The organism is Kineococcus esterisolvens, from assembly GCF_050871405.1.
Taxonomy (GTDB): Bacteria; Actinomycetota; Actinomycetes; order Actinomycetales; family Kineococcaceae; genus Kineococcus.
In genome coordinates this window covers 1-20057 of record NZ_JBJLRI010000075.1, presented here as the reverse complement: position 1 = coordinate 20057, position 20057 = coordinate 1, and the positions used below count along the sequence as shown (strand labels likewise).

General features: G+C 76.2%; 16 protein-coding genes. 12 read left to right on the top strand and 4 right to left on the bottom strand.

What is annotated here, in order from left to right; translation table 11 throughout:
• Window positions 1-142: 142 nt before the first annotated feature.
• Complete coding sequence (locus ACRYR8_RS18030; RefSeq protein ID WP_432485901.1) at window positions 143-1045, top strand: EAL domain-containing protein; 903 nt, start codon at window positions 143-145, stop codon at window positions 1043-1045.
• 24 nt (window positions 1046-1069) lie between these two features.
• Here ACRYR8_RS18030 and ACRYR8_RS18025 read toward each other — a convergent pair whose 3' ends face one another.
• Window positions 1070-1852 carry a catalase family protein gene (locus ACRYR8_RS18025; RefSeq protein ID WP_432485751.1) on the bottom strand — a complete coding sequence of 261 codons (783 nt, stop codon included), beginning with the start codon at window positions 1850-1852 and terminating at the stop codon, window positions 1070-1072.
• A 120-nt stretch (window positions 1853-1972) separates the two neighbouring features.
• Between ACRYR8_RS18025 and ACRYR8_RS18020 the strand changes: the two genes are divergently transcribed.
• The 7 genes from ACRYR8_RS18020 to ACRYR8_RS17990 all read left to right on the top strand — a co-directional run bounded on the left by ACRYR8_RS18020 (window position 1973) and on the right by ACRYR8_RS17990 (window position 9676).
• Window positions 1973-3061, top strand: a complete 1089-nt coding sequence (locus tag ACRYR8_RS18020) for a spore photoproduct lyase family protein (protein ID WP_432485753.1) — start codon at window positions 1973-1975, stop codon at window positions 3059-3061.
• Between the two features lie 71 nt (window positions 3062-3132).
• Entirely contained in the window at window positions 3133-4542 is a 1410-nt protein-coding gene (locus tag ACRYR8_RS18015; RefSeq protein WP_432485755.1) for a diguanylate cyclase domain-containing protein, read from the top strand.
• A gap of 98 nt (window positions 4543-4640) precedes the next feature.
• Window positions 4641-5561, top strand: coding sequence for a hypothetical protein (locus tag ACRYR8_RS18010; RefSeq protein ID WP_432485757.1), 921 nt, complete (start codon window positions 4641-4643; stop codon window positions 5559-5561).
• A 112-nt stretch (window positions 5562-5673) separates the two neighbouring features.
• Entirely contained in the window at window positions 5674-8079 is a 2406-nt protein-coding gene (locus ACRYR8_RS18005; RefSeq protein ID WP_432485759.1) for a bifunctional diguanylate cyclase/phosphodiesterase, read from the top strand.
• 9 nt (window positions 8080-8088) lie between these two features.
• Window positions 8089-8889: a thymidylate synthase gene (locus ACRYR8_RS18000; RefSeq protein WP_432485761.1), complete on the top strand. Its 801-nt coding sequence runs from the start codon at window positions 8089-8091 to the stop codon at window positions 8887-8889.
• 26 nt (window positions 8890-8915) lie between these two features.
• Entirely contained in the window at window positions 8916-9416 is a 501-nt protein-coding gene (locus tag ACRYR8_RS17995; protein ID WP_432485763.1) for a dihydrofolate reductase, read from the top strand.
• Between the two features lie 92 nt (window positions 9417-9508).
• Complete coding sequence (locus tag ACRYR8_RS17990; RefSeq protein WP_432485764.1) at window positions 9509-9676, top strand: hypothetical protein; 168 nt, start codon at window positions 9509-9511, stop codon at window positions 9674-9676.
• An 11-nt stretch (window positions 9677-9687) separates the two neighbouring features.
• Here ACRYR8_RS17990 and ACRYR8_RS17985 read toward each other — a convergent pair whose 3' ends face one another.
• Window positions 9688-10266, bottom strand: a complete 579-nt coding sequence (locus ACRYR8_RS17985) for a TerD family protein (RefSeq protein WP_432485765.1) — start codon at window positions 10264-10266, stop codon at window positions 9688-9690.
• A 171-nt stretch (window positions 10267-10437) separates the two neighbouring features.
• Between ACRYR8_RS17985 and ACRYR8_RS17980 the strand changes: the two genes are divergently transcribed.
• From ACRYR8_RS17980 to ACRYR8_RS17965, 4 genes are all read left to right on the top strand, one after another.
• The gene (locus ACRYR8_RS17980) at window positions 10438-11718 is read left to right on the top strand and encodes an MFS transporter (protein ID WP_432485766.1); all 1281 of its coding nucleotides are present in this window, start codon (window positions 10438-10440) and stop codon (window positions 11716-11718) included.
• Window positions 11715-11984: a hypothetical protein gene (locus ACRYR8_RS17975; protein WP_432485767.1), complete on the top strand. Its 270-nt coding sequence runs from the start codon at window positions 11715-11717 to the stop codon at window positions 11982-11984. The genes ACRYR8_RS17980 and ACRYR8_RS17975 overlap by 4 nt, the downstream gene beginning before the upstream one ends.
• Before the next feature lie 156 nt (window positions 11985-12140).
• A complete protein-coding gene (locus ACRYR8_RS17970; protein WP_432485768.1) occupies window positions 12141-13436 on the top strand; it encodes a multidrug effflux MFS transporter in 1296 nt (431 codons plus the stop codon).
• A 9-nt stretch (window positions 13437-13445) separates the two neighbouring features.
• The gene (locus ACRYR8_RS17965; RefSeq protein ID WP_432485769.1) at window positions 13446-15416 is read left to right on the top strand and encodes a M13 family metallopeptidase; all 1971 of its coding nucleotides are present in this window, start codon (window positions 13446-13448) and stop codon (window positions 15414-15416) included.
• Between the two features lie 24 nt (window positions 15417-15440).
• Here the strand turns inward: ACRYR8_RS17965 and ACRYR8_RS17960 are convergent, their stop codons facing one another.
• Together ACRYR8_RS17960 and ACRYR8_RS17955 are read right to left on the bottom strand one after the other, a co-directional pair.
• Window positions 15441-17009 carry a GGDEF domain-containing protein gene (locus tag ACRYR8_RS17960; RefSeq protein ID WP_432485770.1) on the bottom strand — a complete coding sequence of 523 codons (1569 nt, stop codon included), beginning with the start codon at window positions 17007-17009 and terminating at the stop codon, window positions 15441-15443.
• 122 nt (window positions 17010-17131) lie between these two features.
• Entirely contained in the window at window positions 17132-19774 is a 2643-nt protein-coding gene (locus ACRYR8_RS17955; protein WP_432485771.1) for an MGH1-like glycoside hydrolase domain-containing protein, read from the bottom strand.
• Between the last annotated feature and the right edge of the window lie 283 nt (window positions 19775-20057).

Sequence of the window (20057 nt, the reverse complement as noted above, 5' to 3'; positions counted from 1 at the left end):
GGGGGGGGGGGTGGGGGGGGGGGGGGGGGGGGGGGGGCGGGGGGGGGGGGGGGGGGGGGGGGGGGCGCGGGCCGGGGGGGGGGGGGGGGGGGGCCGCCCCCCGGGCCGCGCGGGCGGTCAGGAGGTGCGCTGCGGGGCCGGCGTGGGCGTCGCGGTGGCCGGGCGCGGCGGGGGCCGGGCCCCGGACGCGCTGACCGTGCTGCAGGAGGCCGGCACGGCCCTGGCGGCGGCGAAGGCGAGCGGGCCGGGAGCGGTGCGGCTGTTCCGCCCCGGGATGCGCGAGCAGGCCCTGGGCCGGCTGCGGGCGGAGAACGACCTGCGCCGGGCGCTGGAGCGCGGGGAGCTGGAGGTGCACTACCAGCCGGTGGTGCGGCTGGCCGACGGCGAGCGGGTGGCGTTCGAGGCGCTGGTGCGCTGGCGGCACCCGCGGCGCGGCCTGCTGCTGCCGGAGGAGTTCCTGCCCGTCGCCGGCGAGTGCGGGCTCGACGTGACCGTCGACGCCTTCGTGCTCGAGGTGGTGCTGGACCTGCTGCAGCGCCGGCCGGCGGCCCGGGTCGCGGTGAACACGTGCGCGCGCCGCTTCGACGGCACGTTCGCCCGCGAGGTCGTCGACGGTCTGCGCCGCCGCGGCGTGGACCCGGGTCGCCTCGTCGTGGAGCTGCTGGAGCACTCGCTGCTGGCGGGGGACACCACGACCACCCGGGAGCTGGCGCAGCTGGCGGCGGCGGGCGTGCGGGTCGCCATCGACGACTTCGGCACGGGGTACTCGGCGCTGTCGTACCTGCACCGCCTGCCGGTCACGTCGCTGAAGCTGGACCGCTCGTTCGTCACGGGGCTGCCTGGCGACGCGGACGCGGACCGCATCGCGGCGGCGGTGGTGGGCCTGGCCCGCGGGTTCGGGCTGGCGACGGTGGCGGAGGGGGTGGAGGACGCCGCCCAGGCCGCGCACCTGCGCGCGCAGGGCTGGGAGTCCGCGCAGGGCTGGTTCTTCGGGGCGGCGGCGCCGGAGGAGCACTGGTTCCCCGGCGCGGGCGGGCCGGCCTAGGGCCGCGGCCCGCTCCCCGCGCCGTCAGCGGTCGTGCCGGCTGCGCCCGGCGCGCGAGCCGGCGTAGGCGGGCTCGCGCAGCCGCGCCCACCCCGGGGGCATCGCCAGCCCGGGGACGGGGTGTCGGCCGGGGTCGAACGTGAGGACGCGGTCGGGCGCTGTGGCGGGGTCCTCGTGCAGGTGCAGCTCGGCGAACGGCCGCCACGGCCCGCGCGGCGCGGCCACCGCCAGGACGAACCGCTCCCCGCGCCAGCGCGCCCCGGCCAGCAGCGGCCCGGCGGCGGTGCGGAACGCCGCGACCGTGGAGTAGGTGCCGGAGCGCCAGTCCAGCGCCGGGCGCAGCACGCGGCGGCCCGCCCCGGCGTCGAACGTGGTGGACATCAGCAGGTCGTGCGGCTCGCCGCCGGGCCCGCTGACGCGCACCGCCAGACCCAGCACGTCGGGCAGCGGCCGGGGCAGCCCGGCGGCGCGCGAGAAGCGCACCAGGGCCCGGTCCTCGCCGGGCTCGTCCACCCACGGCGCCCCGACGGGGTCGGCGAGCCCGTGCCGGACCACCTCACCGGTGACGACGGCCCCGCGGGTGTGCACGGCCTTGCCGCGGCGCAGCGCGGCCGCGGCCCGGAAGGCGGCGCGCAGGGCGGGGGCGTCGGGCACGGCGCCGGGACGGTCCGGCACCGTCGTGCCGGCCTGCGGCACCAGGTCCCCGGCGTCCGGCCCGGGGGTTCCCGCGGGCGGGCGGGCGGGTTCCGCGTCCGGGGCCGGGCTCACCCGGCGCAGCACGTCCTCCACCACCCGGCTGACCCCCACGCCGCCATCCTCGGCGCCCCACCCCCCTCCCGCACCTCCACCACCGGCGGAGAGGGGTGCTGTGGTGCGGGACACCCCGTGCGGTGGACGAGCCGCAGGGTCACCGGTGTTGAACACGACGTGCCCGGCACGCAGCTCGACCGCCCCCGTCCCTGGATCCCCACCACCGTCTACGCCACCGCGTCCGCGCAGGCCGAGCCGCACGGCCGCGCGATCCTGGACCGCCTCGCCGCCGCCGGCGTGCAGGACGTCCACCTGCTGAGCGGCGACCGCCTGCCCGGCCTGCGCGGCGCCGACGAGCGCGCCACCTACGCCGCCGCCAAGCGCACCCTCGCCGTCGTCACGAGCGCCGCCTCCAAGCGCCGGCCCACCCCCATCCCGCCGAGCGCGGACTTCGCCTTCCCGATCGCCGAGGGCTGCCCGGGGCACTGCCAGTACTGCTACCTCGCCGGTTCCCTGACCGGCCCGCCGATCACCCGCGCGTACGCGGACCTGCCGCGGATCCTCGCCGGCCTGGACGACGTCGTCGGCACCGGCGCGGTCACCTCCGGCACCGCCGAGCGCGGCCACGAGGGCACCACCTTCGAGGCGTCCTGCTACACCGACCCCCTCGCCGTCGAGCACGTCACCGGCTCCCTCGCCGCCACGGTCGCGCACTTCGGCACGCACGACTGGCCCGGTCCCGTCCAGCTGCGCCTGACGACGAAGTACGACGACGTCGACGGCCTGCTCGGCCTGCCGCACGGCGGGCACACCCGCGTGCGCGCCTCCGTCAACGTGCCCGCCGTGGAGCGGTTCGAGGGCGGCACCGCCCGCGTGGCCGCCCGGCTGCGCGCGCTGGCGCGCCTGGCCCGCGACGGCTACCCCGTGGGCCTGACGATCGCACCGATCATGCCGGTGGAGGACTGGCGCTCCGCGTACGGGGACCTGCTGGCCGCCGCGGCGGCGGAACTGGCCGACGTGCCCGGTCTGGACCTGACGGTGGAGTGCATCACCCACCGGTTCACCCCGAAGAGCAAGGAGGTGCAGCTCGGCTGGTACCCGCGCACGAAGCTGGACCTCGACGAGTCCACCCGCACGCGCAAGCACGGCAGGTTCGGCGCGGTGAAGCACGTGTACGACAAGGACACGATGCGTGAGCTGCGCACGTGGTTCGAGCAGGCGCTGGCCCGCGAGCTGCCCGCGGCCCGGTACCTGTACTGGACGTGAGCGCGCCCGCGGGGCGCGCAGCACCCGGACGGACCGTTGAGCCGGTCCGCCCCCGTGCCGAGGGTGCAGGGGTGGACCCCGCCCGCGAGCACGACGCGCTGCTCGCCGTACTGCTCGAACTGACCGCGCGCCCCGCCACGCCCGCCGACGTGCTGGCGCTCGCCCTCGCGCACCTGGGCCCGTGCGGCGCCGTGGTGGGGGCCTCGGTGCGGGCGTCGGGGGAGAGCGGCACCGACGAGGTGCGCGCCGGTGCGGCCACCGGCACCGGGGAGCTGCTCGCCCCGCTGCGCCTGGGCGGGGAGGTGCTGGGCGAGCTCACCCTCGTGACCGGTGACGGTCCGGCGCCGCCCCCGCACGTCGTGGCGGTGCTCGCGCACCACGTCGCCGTGGTCGCCGGCACCCGGGCCCTGCAGCGCGAGCGCGCGTTCGACGCGACCGCCGCGGACGCGGTCCGCCGGCTGTTCGAGGAGGGCGTGCGGGCCACGAGCGTCGGCCAGGCGGCCCGGCTCCTGGCGCGGGTGACCGCCGACGTGTTCGGCACGGAGCGCGCGGCGGTGCACGTCACCGACGCCGACGGCGTCATCCGCACCGTCTACGGCGTGGGCGTCCCGGACGCGGTGGCCGCCGAGCTGGAGCGGTCCCTGGTGGGCCGCCGCGCCGACGCCTCGCCGGTGTGGCGGCGCGCCGAGCACGAGCTCGGCCCCGTGCTGTCCGGCGACGCTTCCCGCGACCCCCGCCGCACCGGCGGGTTCGCGCAGGTCATGGGCCTGCGCTCGTACGCCGCGATGCCGCTGCTGTCGGTGACCGGGCCGGTGGGGATGGCCGTGTGCGGGGACGTCAGCCGCACGCGTGCGTGGACGGCGCGGGAGCGCGAGGTGGCGCGCCGGCTGGCGCTTCAGGGGGCGCTCGTCGTCGACAGCGCCCGGATGCGCCAGGTCGAGCGCGCCCACCTGGACGAGGTCACGGCGCTCGCGCACACGGACGCCCTGACCGGTCTGGCGAACCGCCGCGTCCTGCTGGATGCCCTGGCGGGTGCGTGCGGGGGCGACGACCCGGCGGCGCTGCTGCTGGTGGACCTCGACGGCTTCAAGCACGTCAACGACACCCTCGGCCACCAGGCGGGGGACGTGCTGCTGCAGCAGGTCGCCTCCCGCCTGCGGGCCGTGGTGCCGGCGCCGGGACTGGTCGCCCGCCTGGGAGGCGACGAGTTCGCCGTCCTGCTGCGCGGTGGGCCAGGCCGGGCGCTGGACGCCGGGGCCGCGCGGGCCGTCGCCCGCCGGCTGGAGCGGGTCGTGGCCGAGCCGGTGCGGGTCGAGGGCGCCGAGGCGCGCGTCGGCGCCAGCATCGGCGTGGCCCCGCTGCCGGGCGGGGCGGGGGCGGCGGCGGTGCCCGGGGTGCTGCGCGCCGCGGACGAGGCGATGTACCGCTCCAAGCGCGCCCGCGCCGGCCGGGTGCCGGCGGGGGCGCCCGCCGCCGGGTGACCGTGCCGCCGGGTGACCGTGCCGCCGGGTGACCGTGCCGCCGGGTGACCGTGCCGGGGGTGATCGGCCCCCCGCCGCGCGTGCGCGAGGATGCGGGCGTGACCCCCACCCACGGCGCTCCCCCGTTCGGCCTGCTCCTGGACGTCGACGGCCCGATCGCCAGCCCCGTCACCCGCACCGTCAGCGCGCCCGGCCTGCTGGACAGCCTGGTGGAGCTGCTGGCGACGGGCGTGCCGGTGGTGTTCAACACGGGCCGCTCCGACCACTTCCTGCGCGAGAACGTCGTCGCGCCGCTGCTGGCCGCGGGGCTGCCGGAGCGGGCGCGGCTGCACGCGGTGTGCGAGAAGGGAGCGGTGCACTTCTCGATCACCGCCGACGGCGCCGGCCCGCTGCACGTGGACGCCGACCTCGCGGTGCCGCCCGCGGCGGTGGAGGCGCTGGAGTCGATGGCCCGCCGCGACTTCGCCGACACGATGTTCGTCGACCCCGGCAAGCACGCGATGGTCTCGGTCGAGCAGCGCGTGGAGGTCCCCAGCGCCGTCTACCTCGCCGCCCAGGAGCGCTTCGACGCCGCCGCGGTCGAGGTCCTGGCGGGTCTCGGGATGGGCGTGGAGCGCCGCGCTGAGCGCTGGCCCGACGCGGCCGGCCGGGTGGGCTGGCGCGTGGACCCCACGATCATCTCCACCGACGTGGAGTCGGTGCTGCTGGGCAAGGACCGCGGCGCCGAGACGGCGCTGCGGCTGCTGGCCGCCGACGGCCCGCTGCCGGCCGCCTGGCGCACCGCGGGCGACTCGCGCACCGACTACGCGATGGCCGACTGGCTGCACGCCCGGGGGCACTCCGTCGCCCACGTGGACGTGCGCCCCGCCGACGGCGTGCCGGACAAGCCCTACCCGGTGCTCGCGTCCCGGCACAGCGTCCACGACGAGGCGGGCGCGGCGTGGCTGGCGCGGCTGGTGGCGGTGGTGCGCGGCGAGGCCGCCGACGACGCGGGCTTCGACGAGCACCTCGTGCCCTGAGCCTCGGTGCGCATACTGGGAGTGTGAAGCTGGCTGCGCTGAGTGGACGACGCGGCGGGCTGCCGGTGCGTGCGCTCCACCGGGCCCCGAGCTCGAGCGCGGTGCGGCGAGCGTGAGGGACCCCTCCGCCCTGCGCGCGGCGGTCGCCGATCCCGCCCGCCTGGCCGCCGTCGAGGCGTGCGGGCTGGACGGGCGCGACGCCGACCCCGACCTGGAGGGCATGATCGCGCACGTCGCCGGCGTGCTGCGCGCACCGGTGGCGGCGCTGGAGATCGTCCGCCCCGGCCGGCAGTGGTTCCCCGCCGAGCGGGGCCTGCGCTGGACGAGCGCCGAGGTGCCCGACGAGCTCTCCCCGGGCGCTCACGTGGTCGCCACGGGCACCGCTCTGAACGTGGCCGACGCCCGCGGCCACCCCGTCTTCCGGCACCACCCCCTCGTGGCGCGCGGCCTGGTGCGCGCGTACCTGGGCGTGCCCCTCGTCGACGAGGACGGCTTCGTCCTGGGCGCGCTGTCGGTGGCCGACCGGCACCCGCGCCGGTTCAGCGCCGCGGACCGCGAGGTCCTGCGCAGCCAGGCGCACCTGGTGCGAACGCTGCTCGCCCTGCGCCGCCGGGTGGCCGCCCACGAGCGCGACGCCCGCCTGCTGGAGGCCCAGCGCGACGTGCTGGAGGCGGTGGCCGCCGGGCAGCGGTTGCCGGCGGTGCTGGAGCGGCTGGCCCGGCACGTCGAGGCGCTGCTGGGGCCTGACGTCCTGTGCTCGGTGCTGCTGGCCGGCGAGGACGGCACCACGATGCGCGACGGCGCCGGGCCGAGCCTGCCTGCCGCCTACCGGGCGGCCGTGGACGGCCTGCCCGTCGGCGAGGGCGTCGGCTCCTGCGGCACCGCGCTGCACCGGCGCGCACCGGTCGTCACCGACGACATCGCCACCGCCCCGGAGTGGAGCGCCCACCGCGCGCTGGCGGCCGAGCACGGCCTGGCGTCGTGCACCTCCCTGCCGGTGCTGGCCGAGGACGGCACCCCGCTGGGCACGTTCGCGCTGTACCGCCGCCGCCCCGGCGCGGTGCCGCTGGACGGCGTGGTCCCCGCCCTGCGGGACCTGACCCGGGTGGCGATCGAGCGCGACCGCTCGGCGCGGGAGCTGACCCGGCTGGCCACCCGCGACACGGTGACGGACCTGCTGAACCGCACCGCGTTCCTCGACGCCGCCCGGCGCACCCTGGCCGTCGCGCCCGCGCCCGGCGCGGTCCACGCGGTCCTGTTCGCCGACGTGGACCACTTCAAGATCGTCAACGACTCCCTGGGGCACGCGGCCGGCGACGCCTACCTGCGCACGGCGGCCGACGCGCTGCGCTCGGCGCTGAGCCCGCACGACGTCGTGTGCCGCTTCGCCGGCGACGCGTTCACCGCCGTCCTGCCGCACGTCGACCCGGGCGCCGCCCTGGAGGTGGCGGAGCGGGTGGGGGCGTGCTTCACCCTGCCGGTGCGCGTGCCCGGCCACGTGCTGCACCTGACGGCCAGCACCGGCCTGACCACCACGGCGCTCAGCGGCACGGCCGACCCGGACGTCCTGCTGCGGGACGCCGACGAGGCCATGCACGTCGCCAAGCGCTCGGGCCGCTCCCGGGTGCGGGTGTACGACGCGGAGATCCAGCGGTGCGCCGCGGCCCGGCTGGGGACGGCGCTGGCCCTGCGCGACGCCGTGGGCACCGACCAGTTCTCCCTGCACTACCAGCCGGAGGTCGAGACCCTCACCGGGCGCCTGGTCGGGTTCGAGGCGCTGCTGCGCTGGACGCGGCCCGGGGTGGGGCCGGTGCCGCCGTCGGAGTTCATCCCCGTCGCCGAGGGCAACGGGCTCATCGCCGAGCTGGGCCGGTGGGTCCTCACCTCCGCCTGCCACCAGGTGGCCCGGTGGCGCGCCGAGCACCCCTCGGCGCGCGACCTGACGGTCTGGGTGAACGTCTCCCCGCACCAGCTCGGCGACGAGGGCTTCGCCGACGAGGTCGTCGCCGCCCTGGAGGGAGCGGGTGTGCCCGGCACCGCCCTGGGTCTGGAGATCACCGAGTCCGCCCTCATGGTGGACGAGGCGGCGGCCCGCTCGATCCTCGGCCGGCTGCGCCCCCTCGGCGTGCGCGTCGCCGTGGACGACTTCGGCACCGGCTACTCCAGCCTGTCGACGTTGCGGACCCTGCCGGTCGACGTCCTCAAGGTCGACCGCTCGTTCACCAGCCGCCTCGGGGACGGGCCCGGCGACGTGCGCATCGTCGACGCGATCGTGGCGGTGGGGCACGCGCTGGGCCTGTCCGTCGTCGCCGAGGGCGTCGAGCACGAGCACCAGCGCGACGTGCTGGAGTCCCTGGACTGCGACCTGGCGCAGGGCTACCTGTTCGGGCGGCCGGCTCCTCCGGAGTTCTTCGAGCAGGCCCTCGCGCTGCGCGGCACCACTTCGGCCGACGGGTCCCCGGCTGAGCGCGCGGGCGTCCGGCACGGGCGGAGCCCCGCGGCGCCCGGGCGCGCTTAGAGTTCCCCCGTGGCTCGCGTCGACACCCAGTACGAGGACCTGCTGCGCCACGTCGCGGCGAACGGCACCCCCAAGGCCGACCGCACCGGCACCGGCACCCGCTCGTGGTTCGGCGCGCAGCTGCGCTACGACCTCTCGGCCGGCTTCCCGCTGATCACCACCAAGCGGGTGCACTTCAAGTCGGTGGCGCTGGAGCTGCTGTGGTTCCTGCGCGGCGACGGCAACGTGCGCTGGCTGCAGGAGCGCGGCGTCACCATCTGGGACGAGTGGGCCGACGCGGACGGCGACCTCGGCCCCGTGTACGGCGTGCAGTGGCGCTCCTGGCCCACCCCCGACGGCCGGCACGTCGACCAGATCGCCCAGGTGCTGCAGACCCTGCGCACCGACCCGGACTCGCGCCGCATGGTGGTCTCGGCGTGGAACGTCGCCGAGCTGGACGCCATGGCGCTGGCGCCGTGCCACGCGCTGTTCCAGTTCCACGTGGCCGACGGGAGGCTGTCGTGCCAGCTGTACCAGCGCAGCGCCGACCTCTTCCTCGGCGTGCCGTTCAACATCGCCTCCTACGCGCTGTTGACGCACCTGGTCGCCGCCGAGGTCGGCCTGGAGGTCGGCGACTTCGTGTGGACCGGCGGTGACGTCCACGTCTACGACAACCACGTCGAGCAGGTCGCCGAGCAGCTGTCCCGCGAGCCGCACCCGTTCCCGGCCCTGCGGGTGGCACCGAAGCCGCTGTTCGCGCACGAGTGGACGGACTTCGAGCTCGTGGACTACGTGCACCACCCCGCCATCAAGGCACCGGTCGCGGTCTGAGCGGTGCGCACGACGGGGGAGCGCGCGTGATCGGCCTGGTGTGGGCGCAGTCGCCGGACGGCGTCATCGGCGACGGCGGGCGCCTGCCGTGGCGGGTCCCGGAGGACTTGGCGCACTTCAAGCGGCTCACCACGGGCACCACGGTCCTGATGGGCCGCGCGACGTGGGAGTCCCTGCCCCCGCGCTTGCGCCCGCTGCCGGAGCGGCGCAACGTGGTCCTCACCCGCGACCGCTCCTGGACCGCCGAGGGCGCCGAGGTCGCGCACGACCTGGACGCAGCCCTCGACGACGCGCTCGCCGCGGGCGACGCGTGGGTCGCCGGGGGTGGCCAGGTGTACCGCGCGGCGCTGGCGCGCGCCGACCGCCTCGTCGTCACCGACGTCGACGTGCGGGTGGCCGGGGACACCACGGCCCCCGAGGTCGGCGACGGCTGGGTGCTCGTCTCGCAGGACCCGGCGCACGGGTGGGCGACCTCCGCGGCGGGCCCGCGCTTCCGGGTCCGCACCCTGGAGCGCGCGCGGGGCTGAGGCACCCGCGGACCCCTCGCGCACCGTGCCCGCGCGTGCGACCGTGGGTGTTCGGCCCCGGCGGCTCGGGGCCCCGTGCGAGGAGGTCCGCGATGACCCTGGTGGTGTCGCTCGTCGTCATCCTGCTGGTCGCGGCCCTGGTGGGCCGGACCGTGGCGCGCTCGCGGCCGGGTGCGCGCCCGGGTGGGCCGGAGCCCCGCGCGGGCCTGGGCATCGAGCTGCCGGACGTGCTGGGTGAGCGTCCCGCGCGCCGGCGCTGACCCGGGGCCCTTCAGTCCACGTCGACGCCGAAGTCCTGCGCGATGCCGCGCAGACCGGTGGCGTACCCCTGCCCGACGGCGCGGAACTTCCACTCGCTCCCGCGCCGGTACACCTCGCCGAACACCATGGCGGTCTCGGTGGAGGCGTCCTCGGACAGGTCGAAGCGCACGACCTCCTCGCCGGTCGCCCGGTCGACGAGGCGGATGAACGCGCCGTGGACCTGGCCGAAGCTCTGCCGGCGGCTCTCTGCGTCGTGGATGGACACGGCGAAGACGATCCGCTGGCACTGCGGGGGCACCGCGAGGAGGTCGACCTCGACGACCTCGTCGTCGCCCTCGCCCTCGCCGGTGCGGTTGTCGCCGGTGTGCCGCACGGCGCCGTCGGGGCTGGAGAGCTGGTTGTAGAAGACGAAGTGGGCGTCGGAGAGCACCTTGCCGCCGGCGCCGAGCAGCAGCGCGCTGGCGTCGAGGTCGAAGTCGACCCCGGTGGTGGTGCGCACGTCCCAGCCGAGGCCCACGGCGGCCTCGGTGAGGTCCGGTGCCACCTTCGTCAGCGACACGTTGCCGCCCTTGGCGAGCGTCACGCCCATCGCGGTCCTCCTGCTGCCGGGGTCTGCGTGCGTCCGGGCGCGACGCTACCGGGCGGTGCCGGGCCGCACCCGGCGGGCACCCGGGAACAAGGTCCCCGGGCAACGGGCTTGACGTGGACGCCGGCGGACGGTCCCCGGTGACCCCCGCCCGCACCCCCGCCGAGGAGACCCGTGCCCCCCAGCCCCCGCAGCCGCCGGCCGCCCGAGCGCACCGCCTTCTGGCTGGTCGCCGTCACCCTGGCCCTGCTCGTGTCCGCGTCCTCCGCGCCCTCGCCCGTCTTCCCCGTCTACCAGCAGGAGTGGGGCCTGAGCGCCACGACCGTCACGGTCGTCTTCGCCGTCTACGCCGGAACCCTGCTGCTGGCGCTGCTCACCGTCGGCTCCCTCTCGGACCACCTCGGCCGGCGCACCGTCGTGCTGGCCGGGCTCGCCGGCGTGCTCGTCGCGCTCGGCGGTTTCCTGCTCGCCGGCTCGGCCGGCTGGCTGATCGCCGCCCGCGCCCTGCAGGGCCTGGGCACCGGAGCCGCCATCGGCGCCCTCGGCGCGTGGCTGCTCGACCTCGGCGGCTCCCGCGCCGGGCTCGCGCAGACCCTCAACGGCGCCGCCCCGCCGGTCGGTCTCATGGTCGGCGGCCTCGGCGCCGGGCTGCTCGTGCAGTACGCGCCCGCCCCGGCCCGCCTCGTCTACGCCGTCCTCGCCGTCGCGCTGGCGACCTGCGCCGTGCTCCTGCTCCGCGCCCCGGAGACCTCCCCGCGCACGCCGGGCGCCCGCGCCTCCCTGGCGCCGTCCGTGCGGGTCCCCGCCGGCACCCGCCCGACGCTGGTGGCCCTGGCCCCCGCCCTCACCGGCAGCTGGGCCCTCGGCGGGCTGTTCCTCGGCCTGGGCCCCTCCGTCGCCGCCGGCGTGCTCGGCCGCACCGACCACCTCGTCGGCGGCCTCGTCGTCGCCAGCCTCACCGGCACCGGCGCCCTCGTCGGCGTCCTCACCCGCCACCTGCCGCCGCGCCGGGTCGCCGTCGCCGGCTCGGCCGCGTTCCTCGTCGGCCCCGCCCTGCTGGTCGCGGCGCTGCAGCAGGCCTCCACCCCGCTGTTCTTCACCGCCTCGGTGGTCTCCGGCGTCGGCTTCGGCGCCGCCTTCCAGGGCGGTCTGCGCGCCGTCGTCGCCACCGCCCCGGCGGCCGAGCGCGCCGGCGTCCTGGCCGCCGTCTACGTCATGTGCTACCTCGCGTTCGGCGTGCCGTCGGTCGTGGGCGGCCTGCTCACCCCGCACGTGGGCCTGCGCGCCGTCGCCGAGGGCTACGCGGTGCTCGTCGTCCTGCTGGGCGCGGCGTCCCTCGCGCTGGCGGCCCGCGCCTCCCGGCGCGCCCGGGCGCTCACCGTCCCGTCGCCCCGCGAGGCGGCCGGTGCACGGAGCTCAACCACGGCGGGCCGCGAGCCGATCACCGGGGGGTGAGGACCCTCCGGCCCGGCCTGCGCGTCGCCTTCAGCGGCTCCTTCCTCGAGCCTCGCGCCGAGCTCGCCCGCCGGGCGCGCCGCGCCGGCCTCGTGGTCGAGGGGACCGTCACCGACGCCACCGGCCTGCTGGTCGCCAACGACGCCGGCTCGGGCGCCGCGGCCGTGCGGGTGGCCGTCGCCCGCGGCGTCCCGCTGCTGGACGAGTACTCGTTCACCGACCTGCTGGCCGCCGGCCCGCCGGCCCCGGCCCACGTCCCCGCCTGAGCGGCTGATCCGGTTCAGCGGCGACGCGGAACGGGGGAGACGCGTGGCCGCGCCCGCCCTACTGTGGAGGGGACGGCCGGCGCCCCGCCCCGTCCTGCTCCGCCCGACGGCGCGCGGTGCACCACCTCACCAGGCCCTCGAGGACCCCTCCCCGCGATGACCGCGCTGCCCACCTCCCCCGCCAAGACCGCCCCCTCCCGCAGCACCTCCACGTTCGGGCTCGTGCTGCTGCTCGGCACCATGGCCGCCCTCGGCGCGGTCACCATCGACCTCTACCTGCCGTCGCTGCCGCAGGTCGCCGACGACCTCGGCACCACCGCCGCGAACGCGCAGCTCACCATCACCGGCGTGCTCGTCGGCTCCGCCCTCGGGCAGCTCATCAGCGGCCCCCTCAGCGACGCGTACGGCCGCCGCCGCCCCGCGGTCGCGGGCTTCGGCGTCTACGTCGTGGCGGCCCTGCTGTGCGCGGTCGCCCCGGACCTGCCGTCCCTGGTCGCCGCCCGCTTCCTGTCCGGGATGGGCGCGGCCGCCGGGTCGGTCGTCGGCATGGCGATCATCCGCGACCTGTTCACCGGGCCGGCCGCCGCCCGGCTGATGTCCCGGCTGATCCTCGTCATCGGCGTGGCGCCCCTGTTCGCGCCCACGATCGGCGGCGCGATCGCCGAGCACACCGGTTGGCGGCCGGTGCTGGCGATCCTGGCGGGCGTGGGCGTGCTGGTGCTGCTGGCGGTGTGGCTCCGGCTGCCGGAGACCCGTCCGGAGCTGTCGGCGCGGGTCCCGGAGCAGCTCCCGCGGGGCGCGGCCGCCGTGCCGGTGTCCCGCCGTCGTCGGGGCCGGGTGCTGCGCAGCTTCGCCGGGTACGGCGTCCTGGTGCGCGACCGCCGCTTCATGGCCCTGGCCGTCGTGCCGGGCCTGGCGATGTCGGTGGTCATGAGCTACGTGGCGACCTCCCCGTTCGTCTTCCAGGAGGGCTTCGGGCTGAGCACCACGCAGTTCGCGCTGCTGTTCGCCGTCATGGGCACCGCGCTCGTCGGCGGCAGCCAGGTCAACGCCGCGCTGGTGCAGCGCTTCGGCTCCCCGGCCCTGCTGCGCGTGGGCGTCACCGCGGCGCTGTCGCTGTCGCTGGTGCTGGGTGGGGTCGTCCTGGCCGGCGTGGACGAGCTGCTGGCCTTCGCGGTCCCGCTGTGGCTGCTGCTGCTGACCCTGGGCCTGATCATGCCGAACGCGGTGACGATGGCCCTGGAGCCGTACGGCGCCAGCGCCGGTTCCGCCGCGGCGCTGGTGACGGCCCTGCAGTCCGGCGTCGGCGGCCTGGTCGGCGTCGTCACCGGCGTGCTGGGCGGTGACGCGCGCGCCATGGCCTCGGTGATCGCGGTTGCCACGGCCCTGGCCCTGGTGCTGGTCACCGCGGTCGCCGCGGTGGACCGCCGCACCGCCGCGGCCCGGGCCTAGGCTCCGGTCATGAGCTCGATCACCGACCAGCGCCCGGCGGCCGAGGACGTCGACCCCTCGGTGCGCCCGCAGGACGACCTCTTCCGCCACGTCAACGGCCGCTGGCTGGCCACCGCCCAGATCCCCGACGACCGGGCCGTGGACGGCGCGTTCGTGCGCCTGCGCGACCAGTCCGAGGCGGAGTGCCGGGCCATCGTGGAGGCCGCCGCCGCGGACGGCTCCGCCGAGCCGGGCAGCGTGCGGCAGAAGATCGGCGACCTGTTCGCCTCCTTCATGGACACCGACCGCGTCGAGGCCCTCGGCGTGAGCCCGGTCGCCGGTGAGCTGGAGCAGGTCGACGCCGTGACCGACGTCGACGGCCTCGTGCGGCTGCTGGGCCGCTTCGAGCGCCTCGGCGTCGGCGGCCCCTTCGCGTACTGGGTGGACACCGACAACGCGAAGTCCGACGAGTACGTCGTCTACGTCACCCAGTCCGGCCTGGGCCTGCCCGACGAGTCGTACTACCGCGAGGACCAGTACGCCGACCTGCGCGAGGCGTACGTCGCGCACGTGGAGCGGGTCCTGACCATCGGCGGCCGCCCCGACCCCGCCGGCAGCGCGCAGCGCGTCCTGGAGCTGGAGACGGCGCTCGCGGCCCACCACTGGGACCGGGTGCGCAACCGCGACGCGAACGCCACCTACAACAAGCTGGACCGCGCCGGTCTGGCGGCGCTGCTGCCGGGCGTGGACCTGGGCGCCTGGACGGCCGCGGCCGGCCTGCCCGACTCCGCCTTCGAGCAGGTCGTCGTGCGCCAGCCCAGCTACCTGGAGGGCATGACCGGGGTGCTCACGGGCACGCCGGTCTCCACGTGGCGCGAGTGGCTGGGCTGGCGGGTCCTGCACCAGGCCGCGCCGTACCTCCACCAGGAGCTGGTGGCGGAGAACTTCGCCTTCTACGGCACGACGCTGACCGGCGCACCGCAGCTGCGCGAGCGCTGGAAGCGCGGCGTGGGCCTGGTGGAGGGCGCCCTGGGCGAGGCGCTGGGCGAGCTGTACGTCGCCGAGCACTTCCCGCCGGAGGCGAAGGCCCGCATGGAGGAGCTCGTCGCCAACCTCGTCGAGGCCTACCGCCAGGACATCGAGGCCCTGGACTGGATGACGCGCGAGACGAAGGACCGCGCGCTGGACAAGCTCGGGAAGTTCACCCCCAAGATCGGCCACCCCGACGAGTGGCGCGACTACTCGTCCCTGACGATCGAGCGCGACGACCTGCTGGGCAACGTCCGCCGCGCCTTCGCCTTCGAGGTGGACCGCGAGCTGGCGAAGCTGGGCGGCCCGGTGGACCGCTCGGAGTGGTTCATGACCCCGCAGACGGTCAACGCCTACTACAACCCGGGGATGAACGAGATCGTCTTCCCCGCGGCGATCCTGCGCCCGCCGTTCTTCTCCCTGGACGCCGACGACGCTGAGAACTACGGCGGCATCGGCGCGGTCATCGGCCACGAGATCGGCCACGGCTTCGACGACCAGGGCTCGAAGTACGACGGCGACGGCAACCTGCGCGACTGGTGGACCGACGCCGACCGCGCGGAGTTCGCGAAGCGGACCGACGCCCTCATCGCCCAGTACGACGCGCTGGAGCCGCCGGAGACGCCCGGCAAGCACGTCAACGGCGCCCTGACCGTGGGCGAGAACATCGGCGACCTGGGTGGGCTGACCATCGCGCACAAGGCGTACGAGATCTCCCTCGCCGGCCGCGAGGCGCCGGTGGTGGACGGCCTGACCGGCAGCCAGCGCCTGTTCTTCGGCTGGGCGCGCGTGTGGTGCGGCAAGGTGCGCCCCGCCGAGGTGGAGCGCCGCCTGGCGGTGGACCCGCACTCGCCCCCGGAGTTCCGCTGCAACGCGGTGGTCCGGAACCTGGTCGAGTTCCACGAGGCGTTCGGCGTGCAGCCGGGCGACGGGCTGTGGATGGACCCGGCCGAGCGCGTCCGCATCTGGTGACCGGGGGCTGAGGGCGGCGGGCGCTCAGGTGGCCAGCGCCACCCGGTCGCGCCCGCCGGTCTTGGCCGCGTACAGCGCGCGGTCGGCGGCGAGCAGGAGGTCGTCGGGCGTGGTGCCGTGCTCGGGGCAGGCGGCGACGCCGGCGCTGATGGTGACGCGCACGGCTTCGCCGTCCACGCGCAGCAGGGCGCAGGCCGTCCGCAGCTGCTCGGCCCGCTCGGCCGCGTCGGCGGTGTCGAGGCCGGGCAGCACCACGACGAACTCCTCGCCGCCGTAGCGCACGACGTCCTCGGCACGGGCGTGCTCGCGCAGGAGCCCGGCGACGGCCACGAGCACCGCGTCGCCGACGGCGTGCCCGTGGGTGTCGTTGACGGCCTTGAAGTGGTCCACGTCCAGCAGCACGAGGGCGACCGGGTGCCCGCCGCCGGCTGCGGCGCGCAGCCGCTCGGTGAGGTCGTCGACGAAGCGGCGGCGGTTGCGCAGCCCGGTGAGGGGGTCGCGGGCGGCTTCCTCTGCGAGGTCGGCGCGCAGGCGCTCGATGGTCTCCACGTGCCGGTGCAGCTGCGCGTTGGCCTCCTCCAGCTCCCGCTGCTGCTCGTGCTGGGCGGTGACGTCGCGCAGGACGGCGACGCGACCCAGGACGTGCCCGCGCGCGTCCTGGATGCGCCGTACGCGCACGTCCAGGCTCACCGCGCCGAGCTGGACCACGTCCTGGACCTCCCCGGCGCCCACGGCGGCGGTGAGGGCGGGGCCCGCGACGGCGTCCAGCGCCTGCCCGACGGCGGCGGGCGGCTGCCCGAGGTGCTGCAGGAGCGCGGCGGCCGCGGGGTTGAGGTCGACGACGCGCCCCTGCCCGTCGACGACGAGGACGGCGTCGCCGAGCGTGTCGACGACGAGGCCGCGCGCCACGGGCAGCAGGTGCAGCAGGTCCTGGCGCAGCACCGAGAACGCGAAGAGGAGACCGGTGACGGCGAACACGGCGGGGGTGGTGTCGACGCTCACCACCTCGGCCGGCAGCGTGATGGTGACCACGTTGACGGAGGCCGGCAGGGCCATGGCCAGCAGGACGGTGCCGAGCTGGCGCCGCAGCAGCCCGGTGGCGTACCGGCGCCGGCGCGCGAGCACCGCCACGCCGGTGGCGACCACCGCGTAGCTGTAGAGGGCGTGCGCCCAGAACAGCGGGCCGAGGGTGGTCTGCCGGACGGGCGGGTCGCCGACGTGCTCGACGCTGGCGTAGAACAGCCGCGTCGCCGGGTCGGCCAGCAGCGCCAGCTGCACGAGCAGCGGCTCGACGCACAGCAGCAGCACCCTGCGGGCGGTGAGGCGCCCACCGGTGACGCTGTGGGCGAACAGCCGGTTGGCGGCGACGGCGCCGGTGATCCCGAGGTACTGCACGTGCACGAGGGCGTCGAGGACGGCCGGCCGCTGGCCGGTGTTGAGCATCACCACGGCCGTGGACCACACGCTCACCGACACCAGCGACGCGGTCAGCGGCACGGCGGCGCTCGTCCGCGCCCGCCGCTGCCAGGTCAGCGCCGCGGTCACGGCGGTGACCACGGAGGCCAGCGCGACGACGAGCGTGAGCGCTCCCACCGTCCCGTCCGCTCCTCCCGCTGCGCGCGCCGGTCTGCTCCAGCGCGCTTCGAGCTTCTCATCGGCGCCCGGCACGCCCGGGTGGACCACCCGGACGGGTGGTGGTCGTCCGGTCGCGCCGGTCAGCGCTGCGGTGGTCCCGGGGGCAGGCGGGGGTGCAGCAGGTGGGCGACCAGCGCGGTCCACCCGGTCTGGTGGGTGGCGCCGAGCCCTTCGCCGGTGTCCCCGTCGAAGTACTCGTTGAACGTGGGGTGCTCCTGCCACAGCGGGTCGTCGCTGGCCTCGATGCGCTGCCCGTCGGCGGGGCGCCGTCCGTCCACGGGCCGGAACAGCGACACGAGGCTGTCGTCGACGAGGTCGGCGGCCTGGACGAGGGTGATGCGCCGCCCGGAGCCGCGGGGGTGCTCGACGGTCACCTCGTCGCCGAAGAAGCGCCCGTAGGTGCGCAGCTTGTCGGCGAGCAGCACGTTGACGGGGAACCAGACCGGTCCGCGCCAGTTGGAGTTGCCGCCGAACAGCCCGGTGCGCGACTCCCCGGGCTCGTACACGATCGAGGAGTGCTTCCCGCTGACCTCGGTGGTGATGTGCTCCTTGACGGCGGCGGACAGCGAGCGGATGCCGTAGTCGGACAGGAACTGCTCGGGGTCGAACATCCGGTCGAGGATGCGCGTCAGGCGGGGCTTGTCGAGCAGCGAGAGCAGCATCTGCCGGCCGTCGGGGCCGGAGCGCGTCAGCAGCGGCAGGGTGAGCTCGGGCCGGCGCCGCTGCAGCCAGCGCAGCCGTGCGGTGAGGTCGGGGCACTCCTCGGAGATCCACGAGGGCACCTCGGTGGCCCCGAGGATGGGCAGCAGCCCCACCATGGAGGGCACCCGCATCGGCTCGGCGGTCCCGTCGGGGTGCAGCAGGACGTCGTAGAAGAAGCCGTCGGACTCGTCCCAGAGCGTCACCTCCTGGGACCCGAAGGACATCATCGCCTGGGCGATCGACAGGAAGTGCTCGAGGAACTTCGTCGCGGCGTCCTCCCACGCCGGGTCGTGCCGCGACAGCTCCAGCGCGATCTTGAACATCTGCTGGCAGTAGAACGCCATCCAGCTGGTCGCGTCGGACTGCTCCAGCCGGTAGCCGGGCGGCAGCTGCGCGGACCGGTCGAACAGCCCGATGTTGTCCATCCCGAGGAAGCCGCCCTCGAAGAGGTGGGAGCCGTCGGCGTCCTTGCGGTTGACCCACCAGGAGAAGTTCAGCAGCAGCTTGGTGAACACCCGCACGAGGAAGCCCTGGTCGCGGTAGCCGTCGAGCCGGTAGACGTGCCAGGCGGCCCAGGCGTGCACGGGCGGGTTGACGTCGCCGAAGGCCCACTCGTAGGCGGGCAGCTGCCCGTTGGGGTGCATGGACCACTCGCGGAGCATGAGGACGAGCTGCTCCTTGGCGAACTCGGGGTCTACGTGCGCGAGCGGTATGCAGTGGAACGCCAGGTCCCAGGCGGCGAACCAGGGGTACTCCCACTCGTCCGGCATGGAGATCACGTCGGCGAGCGCGAGGTGGCGCCAGCCGGTGTTGCGACCGCCCCGGGCGCGCCGCGACTCGGGCGCGGGGTCGGTCCAGGGGTCGCCGTCGAGCCACTGCCGCACGTCGTAGCGGTACAGCTGCTTGGTCCACAGCAGGCCGGCGTAGGCGCGCCGGGCGATGTGCCGGTCGGAGGCGGACAGCTCCGCGGGCAGCACCTGGTCGTAGTAGGCGTCGGCCTCGTCGGCGCGGTCGCGCAGCACCGCGTCGAAGCCGGCCCCGAAGGTGTCGGCGCCGGGGGTGCGGGGGGACAGGCGCAGCCGCACCTGCACGGTCTGGCCGGGCAGCACCTCGTCGAAGCGGTACCAGAAGGCCGCCTTCGTCCCCTGCAGGGCGGGGTTGACCGCGGAGAGGTCGCCGCGCACGATGCGCCGGTCGATGCCGTCCTTCGTGTACGCCGCGGTGTTGCGCTCGGCGCCGAACAGCTCGACGGCGTTCGTCTCGTTCTCGCAGAAGAGCACCTCGGGGGAGCCCTCGGCGGAGACGAAGTAGCGCCCGAGGTGCCCGTGCTGGCACTCGACGGACTCCAGCCCGCCGACGGTCAGCGTGGGCGGCAGGACCTGCTCCATGGTGCCGCGCCGCTTGTCCCAGCCCCAGGCCCACGTGTTGCGGAACCAGATCTGCGGGACGAGGTCCAGCGGCGCGGGGTCGGGGCCGTGGTTGGTGGCGCTGATCACGGCGCAGACGTCGTCGGGGGAGGCCTTGGCGTAGGTCACGGTGACGTCGAAGAAGCGGTTCTCGTCGAGGACCCCGGTGTCGCCGAGCTCGTACTCGCGCTCCTCACGGCTGCGACGGGCGTTCTCCTCGCGCAGCCGGGCGTAGGGGAACTCCGCCTGCGGGTAGCGGTACAGCCACGTCATCCAGCTGTGCGAGGGGGTGCCGTCGACGGCCCACCAGTACTCCTTGGCGTCCTCGCCGTGGTTGCCCTCGCCGTTCGTGAGCCCGAAGAGCCGCTCCTTGAGGATCGGGTCCTTCCTGTTCCACAGGGCGACGCCGAGGTTGAGGAAGCCGAAGCGGTCGCAGACGGCGCCGAGCCCGTCCTCGCCCCAGCGGTAGGCCCGTGCTCGCGCCTGGTCGAAGGGGAACGAGGACCAGGCGTCGCCCGACTCGGAGTAGTCCTCGCGCACGGTGCCCCACTGCCGTCCGGAGACGTACGGCCCCCACAGGCGCCAGGGCCCGTCGGGCCCGGGGGACTCGGCCATCCGGGCGTGCTCGGCGCTCGGGTGCCCCTGCGGGGGAGGGGTCTGGGCAGGCTGGTCCACCGCTCCATCCTGCCAACTGGAGCCCCGGCGTGCCGCGTGAGCGGATCACTGAGGCCTTCCCCTTGCGGCGCAACGGTTCTGCGCCCGGGGCGCGCAGGATTTGGTGGTTGGGGCTGGGGCGGCGTACTGTTCTTCTCGTCGCCCGGACGGGGCGGCCGCCGGGGCCGGGAGGTCGCGGGGGTCTGCTGCGGGTGGGTGGTGCGGCAAGCTTGATCGGGGTTGG